At 34.9% G+C, this 26,418-nt stretch carries 20 protein-coding genes; 5 read left to right on the top strand and 15 right to left on the bottom strand.

What is annotated here, in order from left to right; translation table 11 throughout:
• The 5 genes from Q0871_RS12425 to Q0871_RS12445 all read right to left on the bottom strand — a co-directional run bounded on the left by Q0871_RS12425 (window position 1) and on the right by Q0871_RS12445 (window position 6,413).
• Window positions 1–1,488 carry an FGGY family carbohydrate kinase gene (locus tag Q0871_RS12425; protein WP_299323849.1) on the bottom strand — a complete coding sequence of 496 codons (1,488 nt, stop codon included), beginning with the start codon at window positions 1,486–1,488 and terminating at the stop codon, window positions 1–3.
• A gap of 234 nt (window positions 1,489–1,722) precedes the next feature.
• Window positions 1,723–2,364, bottom strand: a complete 642-nt coding sequence (locus Q0871_RS12430; protein WP_299323853.1) for a response regulator transcription factor — start codon at window positions 2,362–2,364, stop codon at window positions 1,723–1,725.
• A 681-nt stretch (window positions 2,365–3,045) separates the two neighbouring features.
• Window positions 3,046–4,821: a type IX secretion system membrane protein PorP/SprF gene (locus tag Q0871_RS12435; protein WP_299323857.1), complete on the bottom strand. Its 1,776-nt coding sequence runs from the start codon at window positions 4,819–4,821 to the stop codon at window positions 3,046–3,048.
• Window positions 4,822–4,886: 65 nt separating this feature from the next.
• Window positions 4,887–6,113, bottom strand: coding sequence for a cell envelope biogenesis protein OmpA (locus Q0871_RS12440; RefSeq protein ID WP_299323861.1), 1,227 nt, complete (start codon window positions 6,111–6,113; stop codon window positions 4,887–4,889).
• Between the two features lie 171 nt (window positions 6,114–6,284).
• Window positions 6,285–6,413: a hypothetical protein gene (locus Q0871_RS12445; RefSeq protein WP_299323865.1), complete on the bottom strand. Its 129-nt coding sequence runs from the start codon at window positions 6,411–6,413 to the stop codon at window positions 6,285–6,287.
• Window positions 6,414–6,653: 240 nt separating this feature from the next.
• On the opposite strand from Q0871_RS12445, the gene Q0871_RS12450 reads away from it, so the two are divergent.
• The 3 genes from Q0871_RS12450 (at window position 6,654) to Q0871_RS12460 (ending at window position 10,104) form a co-directional block, all read left to right on the top strand.
• The gene (locus Q0871_RS12450) at window positions 6,654–7,106 is read left to right on the top strand and encodes a PA2169 family four-helix-bundle protein (protein WP_299323870.1); all 453 of its coding nucleotides are present in this window, start codon (window positions 6,654–6,656) and stop codon (window positions 7,104–7,106) included.
• Between the two features lie 282 nt (window positions 7,107–7,388).
• A complete protein-coding gene (locus tag Q0871_RS12455) occupies window positions 7,389–7,853 on the top strand; it encodes a (2Fe-2S)-binding protein (RefSeq protein WP_282050515.1) in 465 nt (154 codons plus the stop codon).
• 46 nt (window positions 7,854–7,899) lie between these two features.
• On the top strand, window positions 7,900–10,104 hold the full coding sequence (locus tag Q0871_RS12460; RefSeq protein ID WP_299323883.1) for a molybdopterin cofactor-binding domain-containing protein: 2,205 nt from the start codon (window positions 7,900–7,902) through the stop codon (window positions 10,102–10,104).
• Between the two features lie 71 nt (window positions 10,105–10,175).
• On the opposite strand, the gene Q0871_RS12465 is transcribed toward Q0871_RS12460, so the two are convergent.
• The 10 genes from Q0871_RS12465 to Q0871_RS12510 form a co-directional block, all read right to left on the bottom strand.
• Window positions 10,176–11,054: a DUF6268 family outer membrane beta-barrel protein gene (locus tag Q0871_RS12465; protein WP_299323887.1), complete on the bottom strand. Its 879-nt coding sequence runs from the start codon at window positions 11,052–11,054 to the stop codon at window positions 10,176–10,178.
• Between the two features lie 108 nt (window positions 11,055–11,162).
• Window positions 11,163–12,638, bottom strand: coding sequence for a malate dehydrogenase (quinone) (gene mqo / locus Q0871_RS12470; protein WP_299323891.1), 1,476 nt, complete (start codon window positions 12,636–12,638; stop codon window positions 11,163–11,165).
• 148 nt (window positions 12,639–12,786) lie between these two features.
• Window positions 12,787–14,112, bottom strand: a complete 1,326-nt coding sequence (locus tag Q0871_RS12475; protein WP_299323895.1) for a DUF3570 domain-containing protein — start codon at window positions 14,110–14,112, stop codon at window positions 12,787–12,789.
• A 23-nt stretch (window positions 14,113–14,135) separates the two neighbouring features.
• Window positions 14,136–14,348, bottom strand: coding sequence for a DUF4266 domain-containing protein (locus Q0871_RS12480; RefSeq protein WP_299323899.1), 213 nt, complete (start codon window positions 14,346–14,348; stop codon window positions 14,136–14,138).
• Entirely contained in the window at window positions 14,345–15,283 is a 939-nt protein-coding gene (locus tag Q0871_RS12485; RefSeq protein WP_299324769.1) for an FAD:protein FMN transferase, read from the bottom strand. Before Q0871_RS12485 ends, Q0871_RS12480 begins: the two co-directional genes overlap by 4 nt.
• Before the next feature lie 43 nt (window positions 15,284–15,326).
• Window positions 15,327–15,767: a thioredoxin family protein gene (locus Q0871_RS12490; RefSeq protein WP_299323903.1), complete on the bottom strand. Its 441-nt coding sequence runs from the start codon at window positions 15,765–15,767 to the stop codon at window positions 15,327–15,329.
• Window positions 15,768–15,840: 73 nt separating this feature from the next.
• Window positions 15,841–16,983: an efflux RND transporter periplasmic adaptor subunit gene (locus Q0871_RS12495; protein WP_299323907.1), complete on the bottom strand. Its 1,143-nt coding sequence runs from the start codon at window positions 16,981–16,983 to the stop codon at window positions 15,841–15,843.
• A gap of 11 nt (window positions 16,984–16,994) precedes the next feature.
• The gene (locus tag Q0871_RS12500; RefSeq protein WP_299323912.1) at window positions 16,995–21,332 is read right to left on the bottom strand and encodes a CusA/CzcA family heavy metal efflux RND transporter; all 4,338 of its coding nucleotides are present in this window, start codon (window positions 21,330–21,332) and stop codon (window positions 16,995–16,997) included.
• Window positions 21,333–21,409: 77 nt separating this feature from the next.
• Complete coding sequence (locus Q0871_RS12505; RefSeq protein ID WP_299323916.1) at window positions 21,410–21,772, bottom strand: hypothetical protein; 363 nt, start codon at window positions 21,770–21,772, stop codon at window positions 21,410–21,412.
• A gap of 177 nt (window positions 21,773–21,949) precedes the next feature.
• A complete protein-coding gene (locus Q0871_RS12510) occupies window positions 21,950–22,717 on the bottom strand; it encodes a TIGR00730 family Rossman fold protein (protein ID WP_299323919.1) in 768 nt (255 codons plus the stop codon).
• Between the two features lie 294 nt (window positions 22,718–23,011).
• Here Q0871_RS12510 and pta point away from each other — a divergent pair, with 294 nt between their 5' ends.
• Both pta and Q0871_RS12520 read left to right on the top strand, forming a co-directional pair.
• Complete coding sequence (gene pta, locus Q0871_RS12515; protein ID WP_299323923.1) at window positions 23,012–25,105, top strand: phosphate acetyltransferase; 2,094 nt, start codon at window positions 23,012–23,014, stop codon at window positions 25,103–25,105.
• A gap of 10 nt (window positions 25,106–25,115) precedes the next feature.
• Window positions 25,116–26,300 (top strand): acetate/propionate family kinase, encoded by a 1,185-nt coding sequence (locus Q0871_RS12520; RefSeq protein ID WP_299323928.1) that lies wholly within the window; start codon window positions 25,116–25,118, stop codon window positions 26,298–26,300.
• Window positions 26,301–26,418: the final 118 nt, after the last annotated feature.

The raw sequence follows: 26,418 nt of genomic DNA on the forward strand, positions 1-26,418 counted from the left end.
TTATAAGTTGTTCAATATTAATTCTAATTCTTTTTTCCAAGTTGCATAAGCTTCTTGGTATGCCGATTTATCTTTCTTCGGACTAAAAGTCATTACGTAATCATTATCTAAAATTGCCTTACCGAACGCCTCAAAATCGCCTTTATAAAGATTAGCAGCTCTTGCCGCACCAATTGCCCCTGTAGTATCATAAATTTCAATGTCATACCCTATTAAGGTTGCCACAGTATTCGAAAATATTCCTGAACGAAAAAGATTGTCGTTACCGGCACGCATCACATTCACTTTTATACCGTCTGACTCCATTATTTCCATTCCGTAGACAAACGAAAAAGCAATGCCTTCTAATGCAGAACGACACAAATGACCGTTACCGTGATTATTTAAATTTAGGTTAAGAATTCTTGTACCTACATCTTTACTTTTCAACATTCTTTCGGCTCCGTTACCGAACGGAATCATTGTGACACCATCTGAACCAATTGGTACTTCATTTGCCAATGTATTCATCTCTTCGTAAGATTCAACATTAAGATTATTTAATAACCATCTATATTGAATACCCGCTCCGTTAATACAAAGTAGTTTACCAATTCTGGCTGGTTTACCAGGTGAATAATTTACGTGTGCAAAGTTGTTTACTCGTGAACTTTCTTTCACAGAAAGATTATCTGTCACGGCATATACCACTCCTGATGTACCACCAGTAGCCGCAACTTCACCAGGGTTAAAAACATTTAATGTCAATGCGTTATTTGGCTGATCGCCTGCTCTATATAATATGGGTGTACCCGCTGATAATCCACTTTCTGTTGCCCCTTTTTTATTTACTTTAGATTGTACTGAAAAAGTATCTACGATATCGGGAATCATTTCTTTATTTAATCCGTATTGATCTAATACCAAATCAGCAATTGCGTCCTTTTTGAAATCCCAAAAAATACCTTCTGATAAACCAGATACAGTTGTATTTACTACTCCAGATAATTTATAAGCGATGTAATCTCCGGGAAGCATCATTTTATAAATCTGCGCATAAATTTCGGGCTCATTTTCTTTGACCCACTTTAGTTTAGAAGCCGTAAAGTTTGAAGGGGAATTTAGAAGATGCGTATCACAAGTTTCTGCTCCTATTTCTTCATAGGCTGTTTGACCAATGCCCACTGCCCTACTGTCACACCAAATTATAGATTTTCTTAAGGCATTTCCTTCTTTATCAATAAGCACTAGACCGTGCATTTGATATGATATTCCGATACCTGAAATATCAGATTTAATAATATTTTCTTGTACACATAATTTCTCGATACCGCTACAAACGTAGCGCCACCAATCTTCTGGACTTTGTTCTGCCCAGCCATTTTTTACAGCTTCCATAGACATTTCTGTCTCTGGCTCTGTAACTACTCCAACACTTTTTCCTGTTGAAGCATTTACCAAAGCAATCTTAATAGATGAACTTCCGATATCTAATCCTAAATGGTACATAAATAGTATAAATTGGTTTGCTGTAATAAGTTAAACCAAAAATAGTTACTATACCGACCATTCAATATTTGTACTACGAAATATTATCGTAAATAGAATTTTCAGAAATATAACGACCTCAATAATATTCTATAATAATTTGATTATCAGTTATTTAAATCTATTTTAAAAAACATTTTATTTTCGAAAAGGTTTTCGCACTACTCTAGAAATCAATACTTAACAAATAGCACTTTAATACTGTTCTAACTGATTTTGAAGCTGCTCTAACTTTGAAAGCGCTTCTGATTTAGAGTTTACATCTAACTTTAAATAGATATTCTGTATATGGAAATTTACTGCACTGGGAGTTACAAATAACTTTTGCGCAATCATTTTATAAGTAGCTCCTTGACATAAAAAATCTACAATTTGGTTCTCTCTTTCTGAGAAAAAGGTAAATGTCTTTCTATGAAAATTACTAATGATCTTCTTAACGATATCATTACTCATCGCTGCACCTTCTTTCTCCATACTACGTAATGCATGTTCTAATTTATCTAAGGTCAATGGTTTTGTTAAATAACCATTTGCTCCTTTCTTGAATGCATTTTTAATAATGTCAAAATCATTGATTTCACTGAACATGATGATTTTTACTTCCCAGTCTTTTTTCTTGAAAAGTTTAATGGCATCTACCCCATTCATATCATCCAATTCAATTTCTGAAAGTACTATATGAGGTTTGGTAAACTTATAATCTTTAATGGCATCTTTGGCAGATGTATAACTGCCTACCACTTCATAACCATCAATTTCTTCGAAGTGATTTTTATATACAGAATGTAATGAGGTATCTTTTTCTAATACTATTATTCTAATGCTTGAATTTTTCATAATTTCCATAGTTTTTGAAGCTATCATTCTAAAAAAGAACAATAACTACAGTTAGTTTTGAGAAATTTCAATCAACTTTTACAAGGATTGAATAACTAAACAATAGACATGTATTATGACCTAATAGTGTATGCTATACGTTCACTTTTACATATATAAAGACAAATAATGCCCTGAAGAACAATCAAAACATTTAGATTGTACTTCGCAATTGTTCAGTAAAAATTAAATCAAAAACGGATTACCGCTTGTGAATCAACTCATAAAACTGAGGCGTTTGCCAAACTTTGGATTAATGAGATTTCGGAGTTCTAAAATGATAGAAATCTTGTGAAGAAAAAAATGTGTTTTGAAACCGGAATTTAGTAGGTAAAATTCATTCATGGTTGTGGGGGGATTTGGGGTTATACAATTGGGTTTGAATCTTATTGGTGATTGAAATATATATATTAATACAATATACCCGTTGAAAACATAAGATTTTTCGTTCAAATACAACCTTTCTATAAAAAATAAGGTAATTCGTCGATAGTTAACATAAAGTTAAAACCGAGAATCACCACCAATGTAAACCAAAAAATAAAGGAGGGAACCCAGTTATCCCCCCGGACAACAACCCCTCCTTTTATTGACAATTCAAATCAACCATATAACCGTAAAGGTTTATAGATTTTTAATATGTTACTCTATACTTATATCATCATCTTCAAAAGTATTAGATGCAGTAGCTGTTGTTTCGCTTACTTGCATAATCCATTTCTCTTGATTGTATTTTCCATTTAAATCTGTACTTGCTGCCATTTGTGCATCGTTCTTATAATCGTAATCTGCTAAGTACACATAATACAGACCGTTTTCTTTATTGTAGAATTGCTTTGGATCTAATCCTTTTTCTCGCAAATCTTTCATAAATGCATTCATATACTTTGTTTGACTATATACATTTGCAATGACATAGTAACCAGAATTCATATCGATAACATCAGCATCAACCATCATTTTCACCGGTAACTCTTTAAAATTATCTCTTGTAGATGGAAATTCTTTAAAATTTGCTCTTCTGGAAGAAGTTGCTGTTGCTACTGTTGATGATTTAGTTGCGGTAGCAAAAGCATCTGCAGGTTCTGTTACAAAATCAATAGCATCATCATTTAAATCGTTAGATGCATAAGATGTGTTTTCCTCTACACTAAAGTCTTGTAAAGAACTTTTAATCGTTGTATCAATATCATTACGTAACATTCTAACAATTAACTCGAATCGTTCTTCAAATGCTGCTATTCTTTCAATCTCTATAGAATCTTGACGTAGGATCAACTCATCTAAAATAATTTTGTTCTCATATGCTAAACTACTTTCTGAAGCCGTAGAAGTAGCTTTAGAAGATGTATCTTGTCTCTTACGACCAGATTTTCTAGCACTATCGCGTTCTTCAATCAAATGAGCTATCTGCTCTTCATAATTACGTACTATATTATCTATTTGATTGTCTGATGGATTATCTGCTACCGATATCGCCAAATCATCATCTTTAAATTTATATGCTAAAGTGATTTCATGATTCCAGCCTAAATTGGCATCTTCACTTGATAAGTCTTTCTCCATTAAATATCCTAAAGACATTTTATCACTTAGGTTAAAACCAACACCTGCGGCTACTCCATACTCTTCATCTACCGTTGTTTGTAACCAACCGTAGTTTGGCATGTCTAATAATAACGATCCAAAGTAATATAGACTACCATCATAATTCTGACCCACTTGCGCCATTGGCATTAAGCGAGCATCTGTGAAAAGTCCTCTTGAATGTTCGAATGAGTGTGTATACTGTACCGAAGCCTTTACACTCTTTGTAGACAATTCGGTTAAAAATTCGTTCGTTGTTTGATTGTATTTAAAAAGGTCTTCTGCGTAAAATCCGAAATCGAACTTACCTAACGACAAGTTCATACCTGGTTGTATGGCAATTTTACTTTCTTTTCTTGCATCTGCCAATTGAGGGTCTTCTTCACCAACGACAATCCTGTTTTTATCTAAACCTTGATTAAAATAAGTGACGTTCGTACCAAAGGTTAAAACAGATTTCTCTCCCAATCTTACTGCCGATGCGTAATTGGCATTGAATCCAAATTCCTGAACTACACCAGACCATTGACTGTAAACACCAATACCTACTGCGGTATTTTCGTTTAATTTATTACTGAAACCTAAAAAATAGTTTTGACTATTATCTTCGAATGTTGCAGATTGATTTCTATGTAGAATGTTTAAATATGATTTGTTCTCACGTACCAAAGAGAACGTTGGGTTTATAAAAAACCTATTGAAGAATAATTGGTTGTGGTACGTACTGCTTGATCCTAAATTTGCATTGGTTTCTTGACCTTTTACTGTTTGGACAAGAGCCAATAAGAATAAAGCAATAAGAAAACTATTGATTTTATAAGGACTTTCCATAACGATTGATTTTGTGATTAGAATTGAATTTGTCAAATGAATTGAGGGAAATGAATAATGGGTGGTTATTCATCTTCGAAAACAGAACTTGAATACTGCGTTCGTCTATCTGAGTTAAAGGCTTCTAAGAAGCGATCGTCTCTATCTTTATCATTGATAGGCTTATCACTTAAATTGAAAGCTACATTTTGTGTATGCTTACCTTGTGCCATTCTGTTAGACACTACATAGCCAGAACCATCGCTTTGTAAAAGATTTACCGAATACTCGTCATATGAACTGTTGATAGTGTTGCCCATGTTTACGGCAAGACCAACGCTACGTTGACCAACTTCTACCATATACACATCTAAGCCTCCATAACCTTCTCTACCGTCTGATGCGAATACTAAACTACCATTGGAAACAGGATTAGGGAGAACGTCATTCTTAACTGTATTTACTTTCGAACCCAAGTTTTTCGCTTGACCCAACATTCCGTTTTTTTGAATTGTTGATACATATATATCATATTCGCCATAAGTACCTGGCATATTAGATGCAAAGAATAATCGACTACCGTCTGGCGAAATTGCCGGATGCTTTGCAGAGTAATCACCAGGGCATACAGCCACTTCGGTAATTTTTTTCCACTCACCACCAACTTTATCGGCTTTGTAAATTTTGTGTATTTCTTTCTTTTTTGAGAACATACCTGTTGTAGGTTTTCGGTATGTTGTTTTACTGTAGTAAGCAGTGTTACCACCATTTGTCAATGCTACCGGTGGGGCATACTCACCAGTAGTTTTTACTGGAGCTGCATTGTTTGACGCAAACTCTTTAGTGGCACCTTGATCATCCCAAGGTAAAAAAATTCTTCTATTATTAGAGGTAAGACGAGATGGCACAACTGTTCGTGTCATTTTGTAATCGTCTTTAACTAACTCCGTCCAGTTTTCATCTGCTAACTCATTCTGAACTTCTTTACCTAATTGAGAAACTGCGTGGTCAAATCTTTTCTGATAGCTTCTTTTTAAAGTACCATCTGCAGAGATTTCCATCAATCTACCATACCAGTATAATGCATTTGCATATTTTTTGGTCAGGAAATTGGCATTACCTAAATCTTCAAAGATTTCTGCATCAGAAAAACCAAGTGTCTTTAGTTGATTATAATTCTCTGTACGGTTGGTAACTTCCTCAACCTTTCTTTGTTGAAAACTTGTGCCGTTGTCATTGTAGGCCAAATCTTGGCCATAGCCCATGGTTGCCATACAAGCAAACAAAAGGCTGATTTTAATTGAATTGTTCATGTTACTAGATTTTGGGGATTAATACTCCAAAGGTCTTGTAACTCATTCAATTGATTATTAATAAAAATTCATAGGTTTTTAAAAATTTAATGAACTATACAATCGATAAATTGCCATAATCTTCTTATAATCAATTATTTAAATAAAAAATTGAATTATTTTTGAACCTGTTTATTTTTTTCTCTTATCTGAAATGTAGGTATAACCTAAATATGCCAACTGTAAGCCCACCGCTGCCATTTTCAATTTTCTACTTCTTACTAATAATTTCGCTACTCCAAATAGTGGTGATAATCCCATAATCTTCTTTTTTATTGTTCTCGTCCAAAATAGTATTTAAGCTTATTTAAACTTAACTCTATCCGCAGAAAATATATACTAAAAAGTATAGGTAATACTAATGATTACGATAGTTTACAGATTATTCAATAGAGCAAAACTACTATTTTTTATGGCTAAGCTTATTCGTGTAATGCCTGTATCTTAATATTAGAAAATTTGATTTAATCAAAGGCATAACCGCCTTATAAAATTTAAAATATGAATACTGATATAGCAAAAATTGAAGCCCATTTAAAAGACTTGGTAAGTAAAAATGAAGATGCCATTAAAGGACTTGAAAAAGCATCTGAAAATTCAAAGGAAGTAGGAATCAAAAGTTACTTTGAGAAAAAGGTTATTGATCGTATGCAATTCTTAAGAGAACTTAGAGCAGCGGTGCCAGACCTAGATTTAGGTAGCGTAGAAATTGAAGGAAGTGCAGCAGGTACATTGCATAGAACTTGGATGGATGTAAAAGCATTTTTCGCAGAAGATAATGACGAAGCAATGTTAGAAGAAGCTGTTAGAGGCGATAAAGCAGCAATTAATGATTATGATAATGCACTTGCAGAAGTTATGATGCCACACCGCTTAAAAGAAATTATTAGAGCGCAAAAAGAATTTTTGCAGAATGATTTAGAAACTACTGAAATCTTAGAACATCACAGATAGTAGATATACTTATAAAGTGAAAAGCCCTTGCAATTGCAAGGGCTTTTTTTATGTCTAATTAAATACAAATATCGAAATTTAACACATGAATAAAAATGCTCAAATAAAATAGAAAAAATTATGGTCTTTTAATATACATTAACTTTACAATTACTTCAGTTGATCCAACATTACATCAAAATTAGCTTTCATATTAATTTTATGATAATTTATGATTCATTGCTTCCGTTTACTCTAAAAAAATTCCTAATTTCAAGGGACTCAAACAAATAGGAAAAACGAATGGCAAATTTCAGTTTAAAAGTTAATGGAAAAACTCAAGAAGTAGATGTAGATCCCACTACACCAATGCTTTGGGTATTACGAGATCATTTAAAATTGGTAGGTACAAAATTTGGTTGTGGTATTGCACAATGTGGTGCATGTACCGTTCATTTAGGCGATAATGCAGTGCGTTCTTGTCAACTGCCAGTTTCTGCTGTAGGCGAACAATCAATTACAACTATTGAGGGACTTTCTGAAAATGGAGATCATCCTGTTCAAAAGGCTTGGTTAGAAGAAGATGTGTACCAATGCGGATATTGTCAAGCAGGTCAAATTATGAATGCTAGCGCATTTTTAAAGCGAAATCCTAATCCTACTGATACTGAAATTGAAGATGCTATGAACGGTAATATCTGTCGTTGTGGTACATATACGCGAATCAAGAAAGCAATTAAAAATGCTTCAAGTATTTCTAACGCGTAATTATAACCCCACAATTTTGGGATTTTAACCTTCAAAAAAAATACAAATGACACTTATTAAAACAACATATAACAGACGTTCTTTTTTAAAAAGCGGTTCGCTTGCCGGTGGCGGTATGATTTTAGGATTCAGTTGGCTAGCATCATGCAAACCAACCCCTGAGCAAGTAAGCAACATACCCAAAGAGTGGTTCGATATTAATAGCTTTCTTAAAATTGGCGATAACGGTATGGTAACTATTATGTCGCCTAACCCAGAAATAGGACAAAATGTAAAGACCTCTATGCCCATGATCGTGGCAGATGAACTTGGTGTAGATTGGAAAAATGTAATCGTTGAACAAGCTCCTCTAAATACCGATATTTTTCAAAGACAATTGGCAGGCGGTAGTCAGTCTATTCGTGTAGGTTGGTCTGGATTAAGAATGGCCGGTGCAACCGCAAAACATATGCTAGTTGCCGCAGCTGCAGATACATGGCAGGTTGATGCTTCTGAAATTACGGTTGATGCAGGTGTTATAAGTCATACCGCATCAAACAACTCAGCCGGATTTGGTGATATGGCTTCAAAAGCAGCTACAATGCCTGTACCTGAAGAGGTGAAACTTAAAGAAACAAATGATTTTGATATTATTGGAACGGATAGACGAAATGTTGATGGTCCAAATATTATAACTGGTAAACCATTATTCGGTATTGATATTCAAGAAGAAGGAATGATGATCGCCATGATTATTCATCCGCCTGCGTTTGGCATGACCTATAAATCGATGAATGCAGATACTGTAAAATCTATGCCAGGTATTAAAGATGTTTTCCCTATTGATGTATACAAAGATGATACGGAAAAACAATGGTCTGATGCCGGTTCTATTGATAAGCTTGTTGCCATTGTTGGTGAGAGTACTTGGCAATGTATGCAGGCAAAAAAGGCATTGAATGTAGAATGGGAAGAATCTTCGGCTTTAGAAAGTACAGAAGGGCATGATGAAGCATTGACTAAATTATTGAATACTTCTTCTAAACAGCCAGCTCGTAAAGATGGTAATGTAGCTAGTGCATTTAAAAAAGCAGATAAGGTTATAGAACGCACATATAGTGCTCCTTTTTTAGCACACAATACCATGGAGCCAATGAACTTTTACGCAGATGTTACTGCTGAAAGAGCTTTGTTCAATGGTCCAATTCAAACTCCTGAGTTTTTAGAAAAGACACTGGCTTCTAGATTAGGTATGCCAGTTGAAAAAATTGATATTAAAATGAGCCGTATGGGTGGCGGATTTGGTCGTCGTCTGTATGGAACATTCGGTGTGGAAGCTGCGGTAATTTCTCAACACATGAAAGCGCCTATTAAATTGGTGTATACGCGTGAAGATGATATGACCCAAGGTACATACCGCCCAACATATAAAGTAAAGTATAAAGCCGGTCTTGATAAAGAAGGTAATTTAATTGCATGGCACGTTAAAGGTGCTGGATCTAATGATGATTTACTTTTTGAAAATAGATTTCCGGCAGGTGCTGTTGATAATTACTTAGCTGAAAAATTCAGTTTAGAAACAAATGTAACTACAGGTGCTTGGCGTGCGCCACGCTCTAACTTTGTTGCCGGTGCAGAACAAGCATTTTTAGATGAAGTTGCAGAAGCTGCAGGTAAAGACCCTATTGAATTTAGATTAGAGTTATTTGACAGAGCTATAAAAAATCCTGTAGGTGAACCTGAAAAGAACGACTACGACCCAGTACGTTATGCAGGTGTTCTTAAGTTAGTTAGAGAAAAAGCTGGTTGGGACGGAAGTCAAAAAAATGGTGTTGCGAGAGGTGTTTCAGCTTACTACTGCCATAACTCTTATGTTGCACAAGTTTTAGACTTAGCAACAGATAAAAAATCACCAAAGGTTACTAAAGTATGGTGTGCCGTAGATTGCGGAATTGTTATTAACCCTATGGCAGCAAAAAATCAAATTGAAGGCGGAATTATTGATGGTATCGGTCACGCTACGTATAGCGAAATGACTTTTGAAGATGGTAAACCTCAACATAAGAATTTTGACACCTATCGCTTAATTAGACATAAAGAAGCACCGAAAGAAATTGAAAGCTTTTTTGTGGATAATGGAATAGATCCTACTGGTTTAGGAGAGCCATCTTTGCCTCCTATTATTGGAGCTTTGGCAAATGCCCTTTATAAAGCTACAGGTAAAAGACATTATAATCAACCGTTTATTACTGAGAAATCTGTAATAGGTTAAAACCCTTATGCTATTGTAAACGAAAACGCCGAAATCTAAGATTTCGGCGTTTTTATTTTCCTTTAGTAAATTTATATCTTGAATCTTAAAACCGCTCTAAAATAACTTCTAGAGTGATTATCTATAGTCAGTAAGGTGTTGTTGCTACCGTCTTTTAATTTATTATTTAGACTAAAATTATAGGCAGCACGTAAATCTAATTGCAAATGATCCGTAAAATGATATTCGTACTGTAGACCACCGTTAATTAATGACATATTTATTATTTCTGCATATTCGTTGCCATTTACCAATGCACCATTTTGAATGTTAGAGGTAAAACCATCTAATTGGGTGTATAGTTTGAAGCGATGTTTTTCTGCAAGATGATACTGTAAATTTGACTTTGGAATACCAATATTAAACGACCAATCAGGTCTAAACTTTTTGTAATAGCTAATAAACGGTAAAGGGAAAACATACCCCCTATTTTGAGAATAAGATAGACCTACTATTAAACGAGAGGGCTTTTCTAAATCTTTTTCAAACTTTTTTATAAAAACCAGATCTCCTGAAAAAACAACATCTTCTGTTGATAAATGTTTTGCTGCATTATTTGTACTAATACCCGGCTGCAGACGTACTCCTAATCGCCACCCATTTTTTAAGGGTTTGGTAAAGCCAATAGTGAAGTCTAAAAGTTTAAAATCATTTAATAACTCCCTATCAAAAGGAAGCTCATCATCTTTAAAGCGAAGATGAACATTACTATAATCTACTCCTAAAAATAAATACTGCCCTTCTTTCTTAAGTTTTACTGGATAATTGACAAGAAATCTTGATCGCGTATATTCTACATCTGACCCTTTATTAGGAATAAATGTAAAATCCAAACGAGTCAAATCACTTAATTGCGCTTGTGCCGTAAAGCTAGTTATGAAAAGAAAAAATAATAAGAAATTAAACCGCATTTTCTATTTGTGGTATCTGCCCTGAATAATGATAATGCAAGTACTATCTTTTTATTGTGTTGACTTAGTGCTATTAAGCATAAAACTATCTTAAATAAAATAAGTTGGCTACAATTCTAAAACCTGGGTTACGCGTTCAAGTTGAGCATCAAACAATTCTTTGGTAACTTCTTTTTTATAAAAAGGTACCATTTTATTCAATTGTTCTTTTCCTTTTTCAGATGATGTTAATTCTGGAAATGCCTTTTCAAGCACATCTAACATGATCTTTACCGATGTAGATGCTCCCGGCGATGCACCCAACAAACAAGTAATTCTACCATCTTTACTACTTACTAACTGTGTACCAAATTCTAACGAGCCACCTTCAAACTCATCTTTCTTAATTGTCTGCACGCGTTGCCCAGCAACCATAATTTCCCAATCTTCGCTTTTGGCATCTTTAAGAAATACTCTTAACGAATCCATTCTATCTTCAAAACTCATAGCTACCTGTTCCACCAAATATTTTGTTAGCGGTAAATTGTGCCAAAACACACCCCACATTGATGGTATATTATCAAAATTGATAGATTTTAATAAATCTAAATAGGAACCTTCCTTTAAAAACTTGGGACTAAAACCTGCAAACGGACCGAATAACAATTCTCGCTTACCATTAATAAACCTAGTATCTAAATGTGGTACCGACATTGGTGGATCGCCAATACCGGCTTTACTATATACCTTGGCATTATGCTGATCAATTATATCTGGATTTTTACATACCAGCCACTCCCCACTTACCGGGAAACCACCATAACCATCCTTTTCATCAATCTCTACTTTTTGCAATAATAACAAACTACCACCACCGGCACCTATAAAGACATGCTCGGAATCTACCGTATTCTTGACACCTGTATTTAGATTTTCCATTTTTACCAACCACTCTACATCATGATCGGGATCAATATCTTCTACTTCGGTATTGAACAACACCTTAGTATCATACTCCTTTTCTAGAATATCGAACAATTGCTCTGTTAACGAACCATAATTCATTTCTGTTCCCCTATCAATTCTAGAAGCCGCCATAACTTCATCTTCGGTTCTATTGTGCATCATCAACGGAAACCACTGCTGCATCTTTTCAACCTCTCTAGTAAACTCTATGGTATCGAACATGAAATGCTCTTTAAAAGCTTTAAATCGATTTTCAAGGTAGTCGGCATTACCTTTCCCTTTTACCCAGCTGTGATGTGGCACCGGAGTAATAAATGATTTTGGATCTTTAATAAGTCCTTCAGCTACCAAAAAAGACCAATATTGTTTAGAGGTTTCAAATTGCGTACAAATGTCTATCGCCTTTTTTATGTTCACATGACCATCTTCATCTTCGGGTGTATAATTAAGTTCACATAAGGCAGAATGCCCTGTACCTGCATTATTCCAAGCTGCAGAACTTTCTTGAGCTACTTTATCTAATCGTTCAACGATTAGCACATTAAGATCTGGCTTTAACTGTTTTACCAATAATGCCAGCGTAGCACTCATGATACCTGCACCTACACAAATAAGGTCGTATTCTTTTCTCAATTCCATCAAAATCAAAATTTATTACTGCTTTATACGCTTGAAAAGTTAACTATTTCTTTTGGTTAATTCTGAACGTTGCCAAAATTAAAACCATATCATAAAAACAAAAAGCAGGTCAATAGACCTGCTTTTTATATATCAATCATCATAAATTTTAATCCATAACAAACTTAAACCCTGCGGTGACGATGCTAGAACTAAAGGTAGTATCTCTATCATATTTATAGAACTTTAAATCAATACTTTTAAGTCCGAGTTTCCAGATATGCAGCTTGGTAAAAATATCTGTGTATGAAACTCCCATCCCAAATTGGTTTGCCGAGTATTTTGATAAATCGTAATCTGACGTATAAAAGGTATCCGTAGAAAGTGCTTCTTCATAACCAAAGAAATAATCTGCCGCAGTTTGTTGGTAATATCGATATGATGGATAAACCGTAAACTTATCTGAAAGTTTAATAGGCACCTCTACACTTGCAGTGTGGGAGTTTATACCCCAATCATCGTAGTAATACCTATAGAAGCTCCTTACTACAAACGTTTCATTAATATACCAATTTAACCGACCGCCGGCAGCAACCTTAAATCTGGTATCTGGTAATTGTTCTATGGCATCTGCCAATTGAAAATTATCTATAAAAGAATCTGCTACATCGCTGAAATAAACCCTTTGAAACGGAGTAGACAACAAGCCATCTTGCTGAATAAAATCTAACGCCAGTGAACCTTGTAGATTCTTGCTCAGAATTTGAGAAAATCCTAATCCAACGGAATAAGAATTTCTTGATTCATCAGAAAACTCATTGAATATAGGGGCGTAATTTGTATTCCCCGTAATTGTATTATTACTGAAAAGTCCATTCGCCAAACCATTTGCACCACTGGCGAAAGGTCTTAGTTCTGATGGATATATAGCATTCCATTTATCTAAATATACATTAGCATTTATACTAACCTCCGTATTCTTTTCATTAAATAATTTTGTTAAGCCACCACCGAGACCAAAAGAGAAATAATCGTATTCTGAAGAGACCGATAGTTTACCTGACACGATTGTATTTCTATCATCTGAACTATGGCTATACGAACCTGTAAGATTCGTCCATGTATCTGAACTTGAAGCACCAGAACTTGCTACAAACGGATCAGCTGGCTCGCCACCATCAAAAGGGTCTACATTACTTGAAGAAGCCGATGTATATGCTGAAACACCTGCATCAATGGTAAGAACATCGTCATCGTTTAAAGGGATTGCAACTACGAATGTGCCTGTAAAATCTGTTAGGTCTTCTGTTCCTAAACCGCCACTTACCGCAGCATTATCCCCATCTTGCGAATAATAACTTGTTAAAAAATCTACCTCGGTAGTTTCTAAAACACGCTTTTTATAGGTCTTTACAGAATCTTGAGCTTGCTGTGCATAGTTTATCGTAAACGCGAATAATGCTGCTACAGAAACTGCTATTTTGAATATTTTCATTTTGTTAAAAATTGAATCCTATATTAATTACAACCGCAGCCACCACCAGTTTTTCCTCCGTTTGCACCTGCAGCAGCTTCTCTGTAGGAATGAGCCGTTGTTAAATTGCGGTCTACCTTTTTATCTTGCAAAACCATATCTGGATCATTAATATTTATTTTCTCGTACTCCTTCAACACTGTACAGCTGCTAAAAGAAGCCGCTATTAATGTAAAAACTAAAAACTTCTTCATCATGACTTTTCTATTTCTATATTCTTAGAAGTTATAATATTTCCTTTATCGTTTATAATAATACATTCTACCTGTGGCAGTTGTTCTATTCTATTTAAGCCGACCTCAATGCCCATAACAAATACCGATGTTGCCAACGCATCAGCTAATTCTGCTTTGGGAGCAAATACGGTAACACTAATAATACCCGTTGCCGGATAACCACTTCGAGGGTCAATTATGTGGGTATATCTAATATCATTGAAGGTTACATATTTTTCGTAATTACCAGAAGTTACCACTGCCTCATTGATTATAGGTAACAAAGCAAAGACTTTGTTCTTATCCATAGGATTAGTAATAGCTACCTTCCACTCTTTACCATTGGGCTGTTTTCCCCAAGTATTCATGTCACCAGATGCATTTATGATACCTGCAACTACACCTTTAGATTTCAAAAACTCTTTTGCCTTATCCGCGGCATAACCTTTACCAATGGCTCCGAAACCGATTTTCGTTCCGGCTAACTTCAGAAAAACGGTATGGTTCTCTTTATCTAAAATGATATTGTGATAACCCACTTTAGCAACAGATGCCTTTATCAAATCTTCTGATGGCATAACGGTCATGCTACCATCAAACTTCCAAATTTTATCCATAGAAGCATAACTAATATCAAAAGCCCCATCTGTCAACTTAGAAATACCTATTCCACGTTGTACTAAATTGAATAATTCTACATCAACTTGCACTGGCTTATTACCAGCATTTCTATTAATTTCCGATGTCTGCGAGTTTGGATCCCAAGAAGAAATCAGCTTTTCTATTCTTGTTATTTCGTTGATGGCCAAATCGATATACTCATCTCCTTCAACAGGATCTTTAGCCACTACAGTAATATCAAAGCGGCTGCCCATTAATTTAACGGTGCGCTTATAAGGCTCTTGAGCATACAGCATACCAACAGAAAAAAATAATACTATGAGAGTTAGTTTCTTCAATCTATTTTATGAATGAATTCAATTCTTCGATATACTCTTTTGGTGTCAGTTTCTTGTAACTGGTTTCACCATATACTTCACCATTGGCGTTCATAACCACAACAAAGGGAAATATCCCTTGCCTATTATAACTTTCAGCCAATGCTTTATTCTTGTTCAATTGCTCTTCTGGTAATGCATTATTCTTTCTACGAGGAAAATCTGCTTGCAACATTACATAATGCTCTTTTGCATATTCTTTAAACTCATTTGTAGACCATATTGCCCTATCTAATTTTATACAAGGTGCACACCAATCTGAACCTTGAAAAACTAGTATTATTGGCAGATCATTAGTTTCGGCAAGCTTTTTAGCTGTTGTAAAATCTGTATTCCAGTCTTGCGCTGTTATTGTACCAACACTAATTACTGTAAATAACAGTAATACTATATATTTTTTCATATCTATTTATTAAACTAACTTGTACTAAGTCAATTATTCCATCAATAACTTTCTTTTTTCTTCTATTTTAAAGCTACGCTCCTATCAGGCTAAACGCACCTTTTGCCAAAAATTGTGCATCTTGCTTAAAAGTTGATGAATTACTGAACGAGGTTCTATTTTCATAACTACCTAAGATCTCGACAGGTACTTGCTTAAAATAATAACTACCATCTTTTTTTTCATCTAAGACCAATACATAAGCCTCGTTATCTACTACTGCAATAGCCTCTGAAGGCAGCGACATTTGCTTTGATGTTTCTGTAATAATATTCGCCTCTACGAACATACCAGTTAGAAAGTTAGCTTCGTCTTCATTTTCTATATGTGCATGAACCTTTATAGTTCTATTTTCACCTATAGAGGTACCTACCAAATGTACTTCTGCCATATATTCCTCATTTGAAGCTTCTGGTATTCTAAATACGACTTCCTGATCTTTTTTTACTTTCATAATATCTTTTTCGAAAACCGAAAGTTCTAAATGAATATGGTCATTATTAATGATTTCCATAATTGAAGTTGCGGGAGAAACATATGTACCTTTTGAAACATTTACACTTGTAATACTACCTTCAATAGGCGCAAAAATGGTAGCTACCGAACTTATATTTCCTTTTTCTACTTGCTCAGGTGATATATTCAACATGATTAATTGCTTTCGAAGTCCGTTATATTTTGCTACCCCAGTTTTATAATCGCTCTCTGCTTTCAAAAAGCTTTTCTTAGATGTTATGTTTTCAGCTACCATTGTTTGCTGACGTTCGTACTCTGACTTCAAATAACCCAACTGCCCGTTGACCTCCATGTATTGTTGTTGTAAGGATACAAACTCCGGATTCTCAATAGTAACCAACAACTGACCTTTACGCACTTTATCTCCAATTAGCAAAGGTGTGGTTTTAATATAACCGCCCATTGTAGCACTTACCACCGCTCTATTTTCTGGTGGCACATCTATCATACCAGAGGTTGTTACCATTACCGGAAAATCACTTTCAGTCATACTAGCAATCTCCATTTTATTCTGATCGAATTGTGCTTGTGTAATTTGAATTCGGTCATCTGTTTGTACTTCAGATGTGCCATTCTCGTTTAATTTATTTGCCTTCTCCCCACAACTTGAAATTATGATGAACATGAAAAGCATTATTATTTTGAATATATATTTTTGCATGATGTCCCTATTTATAATGTTAAGAAATTAATGTCTGTAGCGGTTTCGTTATACGCTTTTATCTTATCTAAATAGGCCAATTTTATATCATAGGCACTTTCTAAACTTTGTATATATTGAAAGAAATCAATTTCACCATTTCTAAAGCTGATGTTCGCGGTCTTCAATATTTCATCTGATAGCTCTGCACCTTCGTTCTCATAGTAATTCAGTGAATTTTGAATTTGAAGGATTTGCTGTCCTAAGATTTCTTGCTTTGATTTTATCTGGATTTTATATGCGACGGACTCAGCTACTGCTCGTTCTTTGGCAATTTTAGATGCCTTGATTCTAGAGGCATTACCACTGAATATTAGCGGAATTTTTAGCCCTAGTTGATAACCCAAAAGATTGTCGTTCAATTCTGAATTTGTTCCTTGAAAATAGGCTAAACTGATATCTGGTAATAGTTGCTGTTTTTCTAGTTTACGTACTGCAGCCATTAGTTGCATATTATTCTCATAGTACACAGACTCTGGAGAAGCATCTACATTTACCTCATTAATGTCAATTTTCAAGTTCATTTCTTCAGAAATAACGAAACTATCCTTTACCTGAATTAATTGCAGTAAATTGGAATACGCAGCAAACTTTTCCTGAATAGCTTGCTGATAGTCCAGATTAATTTTTCTCTGCTTAGAAGCGGCGGTTATTTTCTCTAAATAATTGGTTTCACCCAGTTCAAATCTACGAGCTGCTACCTTAGAAAAATTGGCATATAAACTATCCAACCTTTTATACATTCTAACTTTTTCTCGTGCAATTTGATACTCGTAATAACCTCTGGTAACATCTTTAGTTATTGCTTTACGCTGTATATCATATTCGCTTTGCACCAAAGTAATTTTCACCTTATTGACTTTCTTTTCAGAAAAATAAGCAGTTGGAAAACGAAAATCCTGCTGAACTCCAAATACCTTTAATGGCACATCATTTATGGCAAGGTTATTCTCATCATATTCATAATACACATGGGTTTTATTGAACATAAATGCGCTATTGATCAATGCTTCAGATTCATCAACTTTTAACCGACCAGCTTTTAACCCCATGTTATTTTCAATAGCAAGAGGAATTAATTCATCAAGATTTTGCCCTTTTGATTCTTGTGCCGATACGCCAATTGAAATAAGTAATGCAATAACAGCAATACCATTTTGCAAAGTAGTTTTTGGTATTGGCTTTCTTGAATTCTCATGTTTATCGAAAATGGAATATAACACTGGTAATACTACTAAAGTTAATATGGTTGCCGTAAACAAACCACCGATAACCACGGTTGCCAATGGTCGTTGTACTTCTGCGCCTGCATTGGTAGATATTGCCATGGGTAAAAAGCCAAGTGCTGCTGCGGATGCTGTTAATAATACCGCTCGCAACCGATCTTTTGCACCTTGTTTTATTAAATCGTCTAAACTCTCAAAAGAATATTTTTTCAGCTCTTTGAAATGTTCAATCAAAACAATACCATTTAATACTGCGATACCGAATAATGCTATGAAACCTACACCTGCAGAAATACTGAACGGTAAGCCTCTCATCCATAATAACAATACACCACCAACTGCTGCCAGCGGAATTGCCGAGTAAATCATTAGGGCTTCTTTTACCGACTTAAATGCGAAATATAGCAATACAAAAATAAGTACAAGTGCTATAGGTACCGCTACTAAAAGTCGGTCTCGGGCACTTTGTAAATTTTCAAATTGACCGCCATAGGTAATGGTATACCCTGTTGGTAATTTTACATTTTCATTAATTAATTTTTGAACATCATCTACAACCGATTGTAAATCGCGATTACGAACATTTACACCTACCACTGTTCTTCTCTTGGTATCATCTCTTGATATTTTTGCAGCACCTTTTTTATACGTGATATCTGCCAGCTCGCTTAACGGAATCTTTCCTCCGTCAGGCAAATCAACGTACAGGTTTTTAAGGTCATCTATATCTTGTCGTTTTGCTTTATCTAATCGCACGACTAAATCGAACCGTTTTTCTCCTTCAAAAACATTACCGGCAGTCTTACCGGCAAATCCCATAGAAACCATATCGTTCAGTTCTTGAATATTTAATCCGAATCGAGCAATTTTTGCGCGGTCATAATCAACACTCATTTCGGGTAATCCTGCTATTTTCTCTACACTAATATCTGCAGCTCCTTCAACGTCTTTAATTAATGCGCCAATTTCATTTCCTTTATTAGCCAAAACATCTAAATCAGGACCGAAAATCTTTATAGCAATATCTGCACGAACACCTGTAATTAGTTCATTAAAACGCATCTCTATAGGTTGCGTAAATTCTACTTCCATACCTGGAATAATGGCTAGTGCCTCTTTGAATTTATCGGCTAGCTTATCTTTAGATTTTGCACTTGTCCACTCCCCTTTCGGTGCCAACTTTATTATGACATCACTTTCTTCCATAGACATGGGATCGGTTGGTACCTCGGCAGCTCCAATTCTAGTGACTACCTGCTGAACCTCTGGAAAATTATCTAGTAAAATCTTCTCTATCTCAGTCGTAATTTCAACAGTTTTACTTAATGAGGTTCCTGTTTTTAATACGGGTTGAATTACAAAATCACCTTCATCTAAAGTTGGTACAAACTCGCCGCCCATAGTCGTATATAAAATTGTTGCTCCAATTAGCAGTATTGCCGCAATGCCCAGAACAACCTTCTTGCTTTGTAATGCCCAGTTTACAATAGGCTCATATTTCTTATTCAACCATTTCATTAAACGAACAGATATGTTCTTGTCCGACTCTTTCAATGGTTTTAAAAAGATTGATGCTGCAACAGGCACATAAGTAAAACACAAAATCATTGCCCCAACTAATGCGAAACTAAAAGTCAATGCCATAGGTTTAAACATTTTACCTTCTACTCCGCTCAATGATAAAATGGGAATAAAAACGATTAGTATAATCAACTGCCCAAAAATGGCAGAATTCATCATTTTAGAAGCTCCATTAAATGTAATTTTATCTTTTAGCTGCTGCTGTTCTGTTTTGTGCAAAGCATTTATTTCTTGCTGTTTTCTTGTGATTTCAAAGGCTATAAATTCTACAATAATTACGGCACCATCTATAATAATACCGAAATCTATAGCCCCTAAGCTCATCAAATTGGCATCTACACCAAATATGTACATGAGTGATAATGCGAATAACAAACACAGCGGAATTACAGATGCGACTACCAAACCTGACCTAAAATTACCGAGCAGTAATACCACTACAAAAATGACAATTAAACACCCTAGTATCAAATTCTCGCTTATCGTAAATGTAGTTTTTGTAATAAGCTCGCTTCGTTCTAAAAACGGATTAATATAAACGCCTTTTGGTAACGAAGTTGAAATTTCTGCAACGCGTTCTTTTACCGCTTCAATTACTTTTTTAGAGTTTGCATCTTTCAACATCATTACTTGACCCAGTACCTTCTCGCCTTCGCCATTACCAGTAATAGCACCAAAACGAACTGCGCTACCAAAGTCAACTGTAGCTACATCTTTAATATAAATGGGTAATCCACCTTTAGTGGTGATAACAATATTTCGAATATCCTCAAGTGATGAGATCAATCCCTCGCCGCGAATAAAGAATGCCTGATTTACCTTTTCAATATACCCGCCACCCGAAACACTATTGTTAGTTTCCAACGCTTTAAAAACATCACTAGCTGTGATATTCATAGCATTGAGTTTTTGAGTATTTATAGCAACTTCGTATTGTTTTAGAAATCCGCCCCAGGTGTTGACCTCTACTACACCGGGTATACCGGATAATTGGCGTTTTACAATCCAATCTTGTATGGTCCTTAATTCAGTAGACGTGTATTCATTTTTGTACTCTGGTTCTACTTCTAAAACGTATTGATAAATTTCACCCAGCCCAGTTGTAATAGGTCCCATTTGTGGCGTACCTAAACCTGCAGGTATTTTCTCTGAAGCAGAAGCAATTTTCTCGGCAATAAGCTGTCTAGGCAAATATGTACCTAAATCATCTTCAAAAACTATAGTAACAACAGACAACCCAAACTTAGATACTGAACGAATTTCTTTGACTCCCGGTAAGTTCGCCATTTCAAGTTCTACCGGATATGTTATGAATTGCTCCATATCTTGTGTAGATAAATTACGTGATGTTGTAATTACCTGAACCTGATTATTGGTAACATCCGGTACAGCCCCAATAGGTATTTGTGAAAGTGCAAATAAACCGTACCCAATAATAAATACGGTAGATAGAAGAATAATAAGCTTATTCTTTAAACTGAAATTAATGATATGTGATAGCATCTTTTCATATAAATCAATGTGAAGCGCTCAAATTCATAAACATGAATCTGAACTAATAAATTAAAAAATCGATTGTATTATGAAATGCGGGGCGGCTGTAAAATGCCTTGCGAGTGTAATGAAGAAGATGGTGCTTGGTAATAGAAATTTGCGTCTGTATAATCTGAAAAATCTACTTCGTTTAATTCTGATTTATACGTGTTGAAAATTATGTCTGCAACACAAATATGTGATGTTCCATTATGATTAAAAGGTAACTTTTCGTGATCTTTCTTTTCTTCTTGATGTTCGCGTTGATGATCCGCTTTTAATTCACCATAATGTTTAGAAAGAAAAACAATCATATTATCGCCATATTGTTCATTATGAAATTGAGCGTGCTCTATTAATTCATCTAACTGAACAATATCATCATAATGCACACCAAAACTTTGCAGCATGATGAGCGATGATAACAGTATGGAAAACAGTTTGTTCACGTTAGTAAAATTAATAAAATTATAAGTACTATTATTTAAACTCAGTTTAAACTAAATGGTTATTTAAATAATAATTGATTTTAAGCATGTGGTATTCTTATTTGATAATTCTTAAACATTAAGATTTGAACAACGTTTTTAAGTAGTTCTAACTGTCTTTTTCTCGCCAAACCACCACTTGGTTCGCATTGGTTTTTTAATAAGTTTAAATCTTTTGACGGCATGTTCTCTAAGATGTTCTTTCATTTCTTCAACAGAATCGGTCAAGAACATTAAGTCCATATCTTTTTTAGATATGCTTTCTTTTTCTGCCATCGTTTGTATGTGATGGTAAAATTCTTTATGATATTCTTTTCCGAAAATAACCACTGGAAAATCTTGAATCATTTTGGTCTGTATTAAGGTAACGGCTCCAAAAAGCTCATCTAAGGTACCAATGCCACCAGGCAACACCACAAATGCGAAGGAGTACTTGAGCAATAAAAATTTACGAATAAAGAAATAGGGAATATTTATCCATTTATGTAAATACGGATTTGGTTTTTGCTCATGCGGCAGTATTATGTTACACCCAATAGAATAGCCATTATTTAAGTAAGCACCTTTATTAGCAGCCTCCATAATACCTGGTCCGCCACCTGTCATTACCGTAAAGCCCATTTCAGATAAAGCTTTACCTACTTCCTCTGCTTGTTTATAATATGGATTATCTTCTTTAAAACGGGCAGACCCAAATACGGTAACACACGGACCAATAAAATGTAGTTTTCTAAACGCCCTAATAAACTGATACTGTACCTTAAACGTAAACCATAACTCTTTAAACCTACTTCGTGGTCCATCAAGAAAAGCGCGTTCTTCGCTTAAAAAGAAAGAATTAGTACTTGTTTTTGTTTCGTTCGGCATTTGGTAATTTCAATTTTTAATAGAACCAAATGTAGTTGTTACCGACAAAGGTGAAAATGATTTATCTCATGTTTATAATATGAGATATGTCATTTTTAAGCAGGCGTATCCTAGCTATTTTTGACACCTTAAATGTGATGCTTAAGCTTCTTGTATTATTAAAATTGTAAAGACCATGACTTCAAATACAACTTTAGAATTATCAACTTTAAACTAAAGTGTCAGATTTTTACAATGTAAGCCCCAATCCGCAAAGAATCCTATAAATTTGTTAAACACTAATCCCTTTTACACGTGAGTAAAGCTATATATATTGTTACTACAGAACCTAATAGTGGAAAATCTATTGTCTCATTAGGTCTTATGCAACTTCTTTTAGGTAGAACTGCCAAAGTAGGCTATTTCAGACCCATTATCGACGATGTGCCCAATGGTAAAACTGATAACCACATTGATACTGTTCTCAGCTACTTTAATGTTGATATGAAACCAGAAGAGGCTTATGCATATACGCGTAGCCAAGTGGTTCAATTAAAGAACCAGGACAAAGACGACGAAATTGTAGGGCATATTATACACAAGTATAAAACCATTGAAAATAAATTCGATTTTGTTTTAGTGGAAGGAACCGATTTTTCTGGAGAAGGTGCAATTATTGAGTGGGATATAAATGTGCTTATTGCTAAAAATTTAGGTATTCCGGCAGTAATTCTCGCAAGCGGAAAGAATAAAACCTTAGATGAGTTAGTTGGCAACCTTTACATGGCTTACGACTCTTTTAAAGAGAAAGGTGTTGAGGTGCTGCTTATTGTAGCCAACAAGGTACAACCAGAAAATGTTACTATTGTTTCTAACGGATTAAAAGAAAAACTGCCTGATGATATTTTGGTAGGTACTATACCCGTAAATAATGTTTTAGGTAGCCCAACATTGAAAGAGATCGCTCAAGAGCTAGATGCTAAAGTTCTTTTTGGCGAAGATTATATAAACAACCAAGTCGGTAGTTTTAGCGTTGGCGCTATGCAATTACGTAATTACCTGACGCATTTAAAAAGCGATAGTCTTGTTATAACACCTGGTGATCGTGCAGATATTATATTAGGAGCACTACAGGCGAATATATCAACAAATTACCCTAGTCTTTCTGGTATTGTTTTAACTGGTGGTCTTATTCCCGAAGATTCTATTATTAAGTTAATAGAAGGTCTTTCTGATATTATTCCTATTCTATCGGTTGCCAGAGGAACTTTCTATGTCACCAATAAAATTGGTACTATTAGACCACGTATTTACGCTGAAAACACTGAAAAAATACAAACATCTATTCAAGAGTTTGAGAAGTATGTACCTACCGAAGAATTGGCTGAAAAGCTAATTACGTTTAAAGCGAAAGGTATAACCCCTAGAATGTTTCAATATAACCTTCTTCAAAAGGCTAAATCTTCTAAGAAGCATATCGTTTTACCTGAAGGTTTAGATGAACGTATTTTATTGGCGACCAAAAAACTGATCGATGCCGATGCTGTTTCTATTACTCTTTTAGGAAATAAGGAACAGATTATTTCTAAAATTAAAGAATTAGATATCGATTTGGACACCAATGATATCAATATTATAGATCCAACTGCATCTGACCATTTTTTAGATTACGCCACTACCCTATTTGAATTGCGTAAACATAAAAATGTAAACTTGGCAATGGCGCAAGATTTAATGGAAGATGTTTCATATTTTGGTACTATGATGGTACATAAAGGTCATGCCGACGGTATGGTATCGGGTGCCATACATACTACTCAACATACCATTAGACCAGCACTTCAGTTCATTAAAACAAAACCTGGAGTTTCTATAGTATCCTCTATATTTTTTATGTGCCTACCAAACAGGGTTACCGTTTTTGGAGATTGTGCCATAAACCCTAACCCTAATTCTGAGCAGTTATCTGAAATTGCTATTTCATCTGCTGCTACAAGTGCTGCCTTTGGTATTGAGCCAAAAATAGCCATGCTATCTTATTCATCAGGTGCTTCTGGTGTTGGTGAAGATGTTGATCGTGTACGTAAGGCTACTGAAATCATTAAAGAAAAAAGACCTGATCTTAAAGTTGAAGGTCCTATTCAATATGATGCTGCGGTAGATGCGAAAGTAGGACTCAGTAAACTGCCGGATTCTGAAGTTGCAGGGCAAGCTAGTGTCTTTATATTTCCTGATTTAAATACAGGTAATAACACGTATAAAGCCGTACAACGTGAAACTGGTGCTTTGGCTATCGGACCAATGTTACAAGGTTTAAACAAACCTGTTAATGATTTAAGTCGTGGCTGTACCGTAGATGATATTTTTAATACTGTAATAATAACTGCTATTCAAGCAGAAGGATTTTAAACCAATTTTCATGAATATTTTAATTATAAATTCTGGAAGTTCTTCTATAAAATATCAACTTTTAGAAATGCCTTCCACCAAGGTTATTTGCGTTGGCTCCATAGAGCGTATTGGTAGTATAGATGCCATATCCAACTATAGAACCGATAACAATAAAGTTGAAAAAATTTATGAAATAGCAAACCATAAAGCCGGTCTAGAAAGAATTACCTCACTTTTATTAGATGCTGAAATAGGTGTACTAAAGAGTACCAAAGAAATTGATGCTATTGGGCATCGCGTTGTTCATGGTGGTAGCGATTATACAGAAACCACTTTAATAAACGAAGAGGTTAAGAGTAAGATTAAAATGCTCTCCAGTTTAGCTCCATTACACAACCCTGCTAATTTGCAAGGTATCGTTATGGCAGAAGAAATCTTTACTACGGCTAAACAAGTGGTAGTTTTTGATACCGCCTTTCACGGCACTGTTCCTGTTAAAGCAAAAAAATATGCTATTCCTAATGAACTATATGAGAAAGACGGAATTCAAGCTTACGGATTTCATGGTACTAGCCATAAATATGTTTCAGAAAAAGCAAATGACTATCTACATAAAAAAAACACAAAGTTAATTTCAATCCACCTAGGAAACGGGTGTAGCATTACAGCAATTAAGGACGGAAAAAGTATTGATCACAGTATGGGGTTCGCTCCTTCGAACGGACTTATAATGGGCACCCGTAGTGGAGATATCGATCACTCTATCATTTATTATATGGTGAATACCTTAGGATATAGCTTAAGTGATGTCAACGATTTATTAAACAAAAAAAGTGGAATGCTTGGTCTTACCAGTTCTAATGACCTGCGTGATATTGAAGAGGAAGCTAGTAACGGTAATAAAAATTGTATTCTAGCTTTAGAAATGAATGCGTACCGTATCAAGAAATATATCGGAGCATATACTGCTACAATGAACGGACTTGATGCCATCATATTTACTGCAGGTATTGGAGAAAATTCCAGCCTTATGCGTCAATTAGTTTGCAAGGATATGGATTACTTTAATTTCCACCTAGATGATTCAAAAAATGAGCTAAGATCAAAAAATACTAGAGAAGTAAATACAGAAGATTCCAAAGTTAAAATTTTAGTCATCCCTACAAATGAAGAATTAGAAATTGCAAAGCAGGTCTATGAGCTACTTCACTAATTTTCAGTGAAATGTAATCGCAATTTTATTTTTCTGTTTATGCTAGTATAATTTTTGCATATGATTTAAATCATATGTCAGGCATTTTTAAGTGTTTAAATTTATCTTGAAATATTAA

The organism is uncultured Maribacter sp. (assembly GCF_947500985.1).
Taxonomy (GTDB): Bacteria; Bacteroidota; Bacteroidia; order Flavobacteriales; family Flavobacteriaceae; genus Maribacter.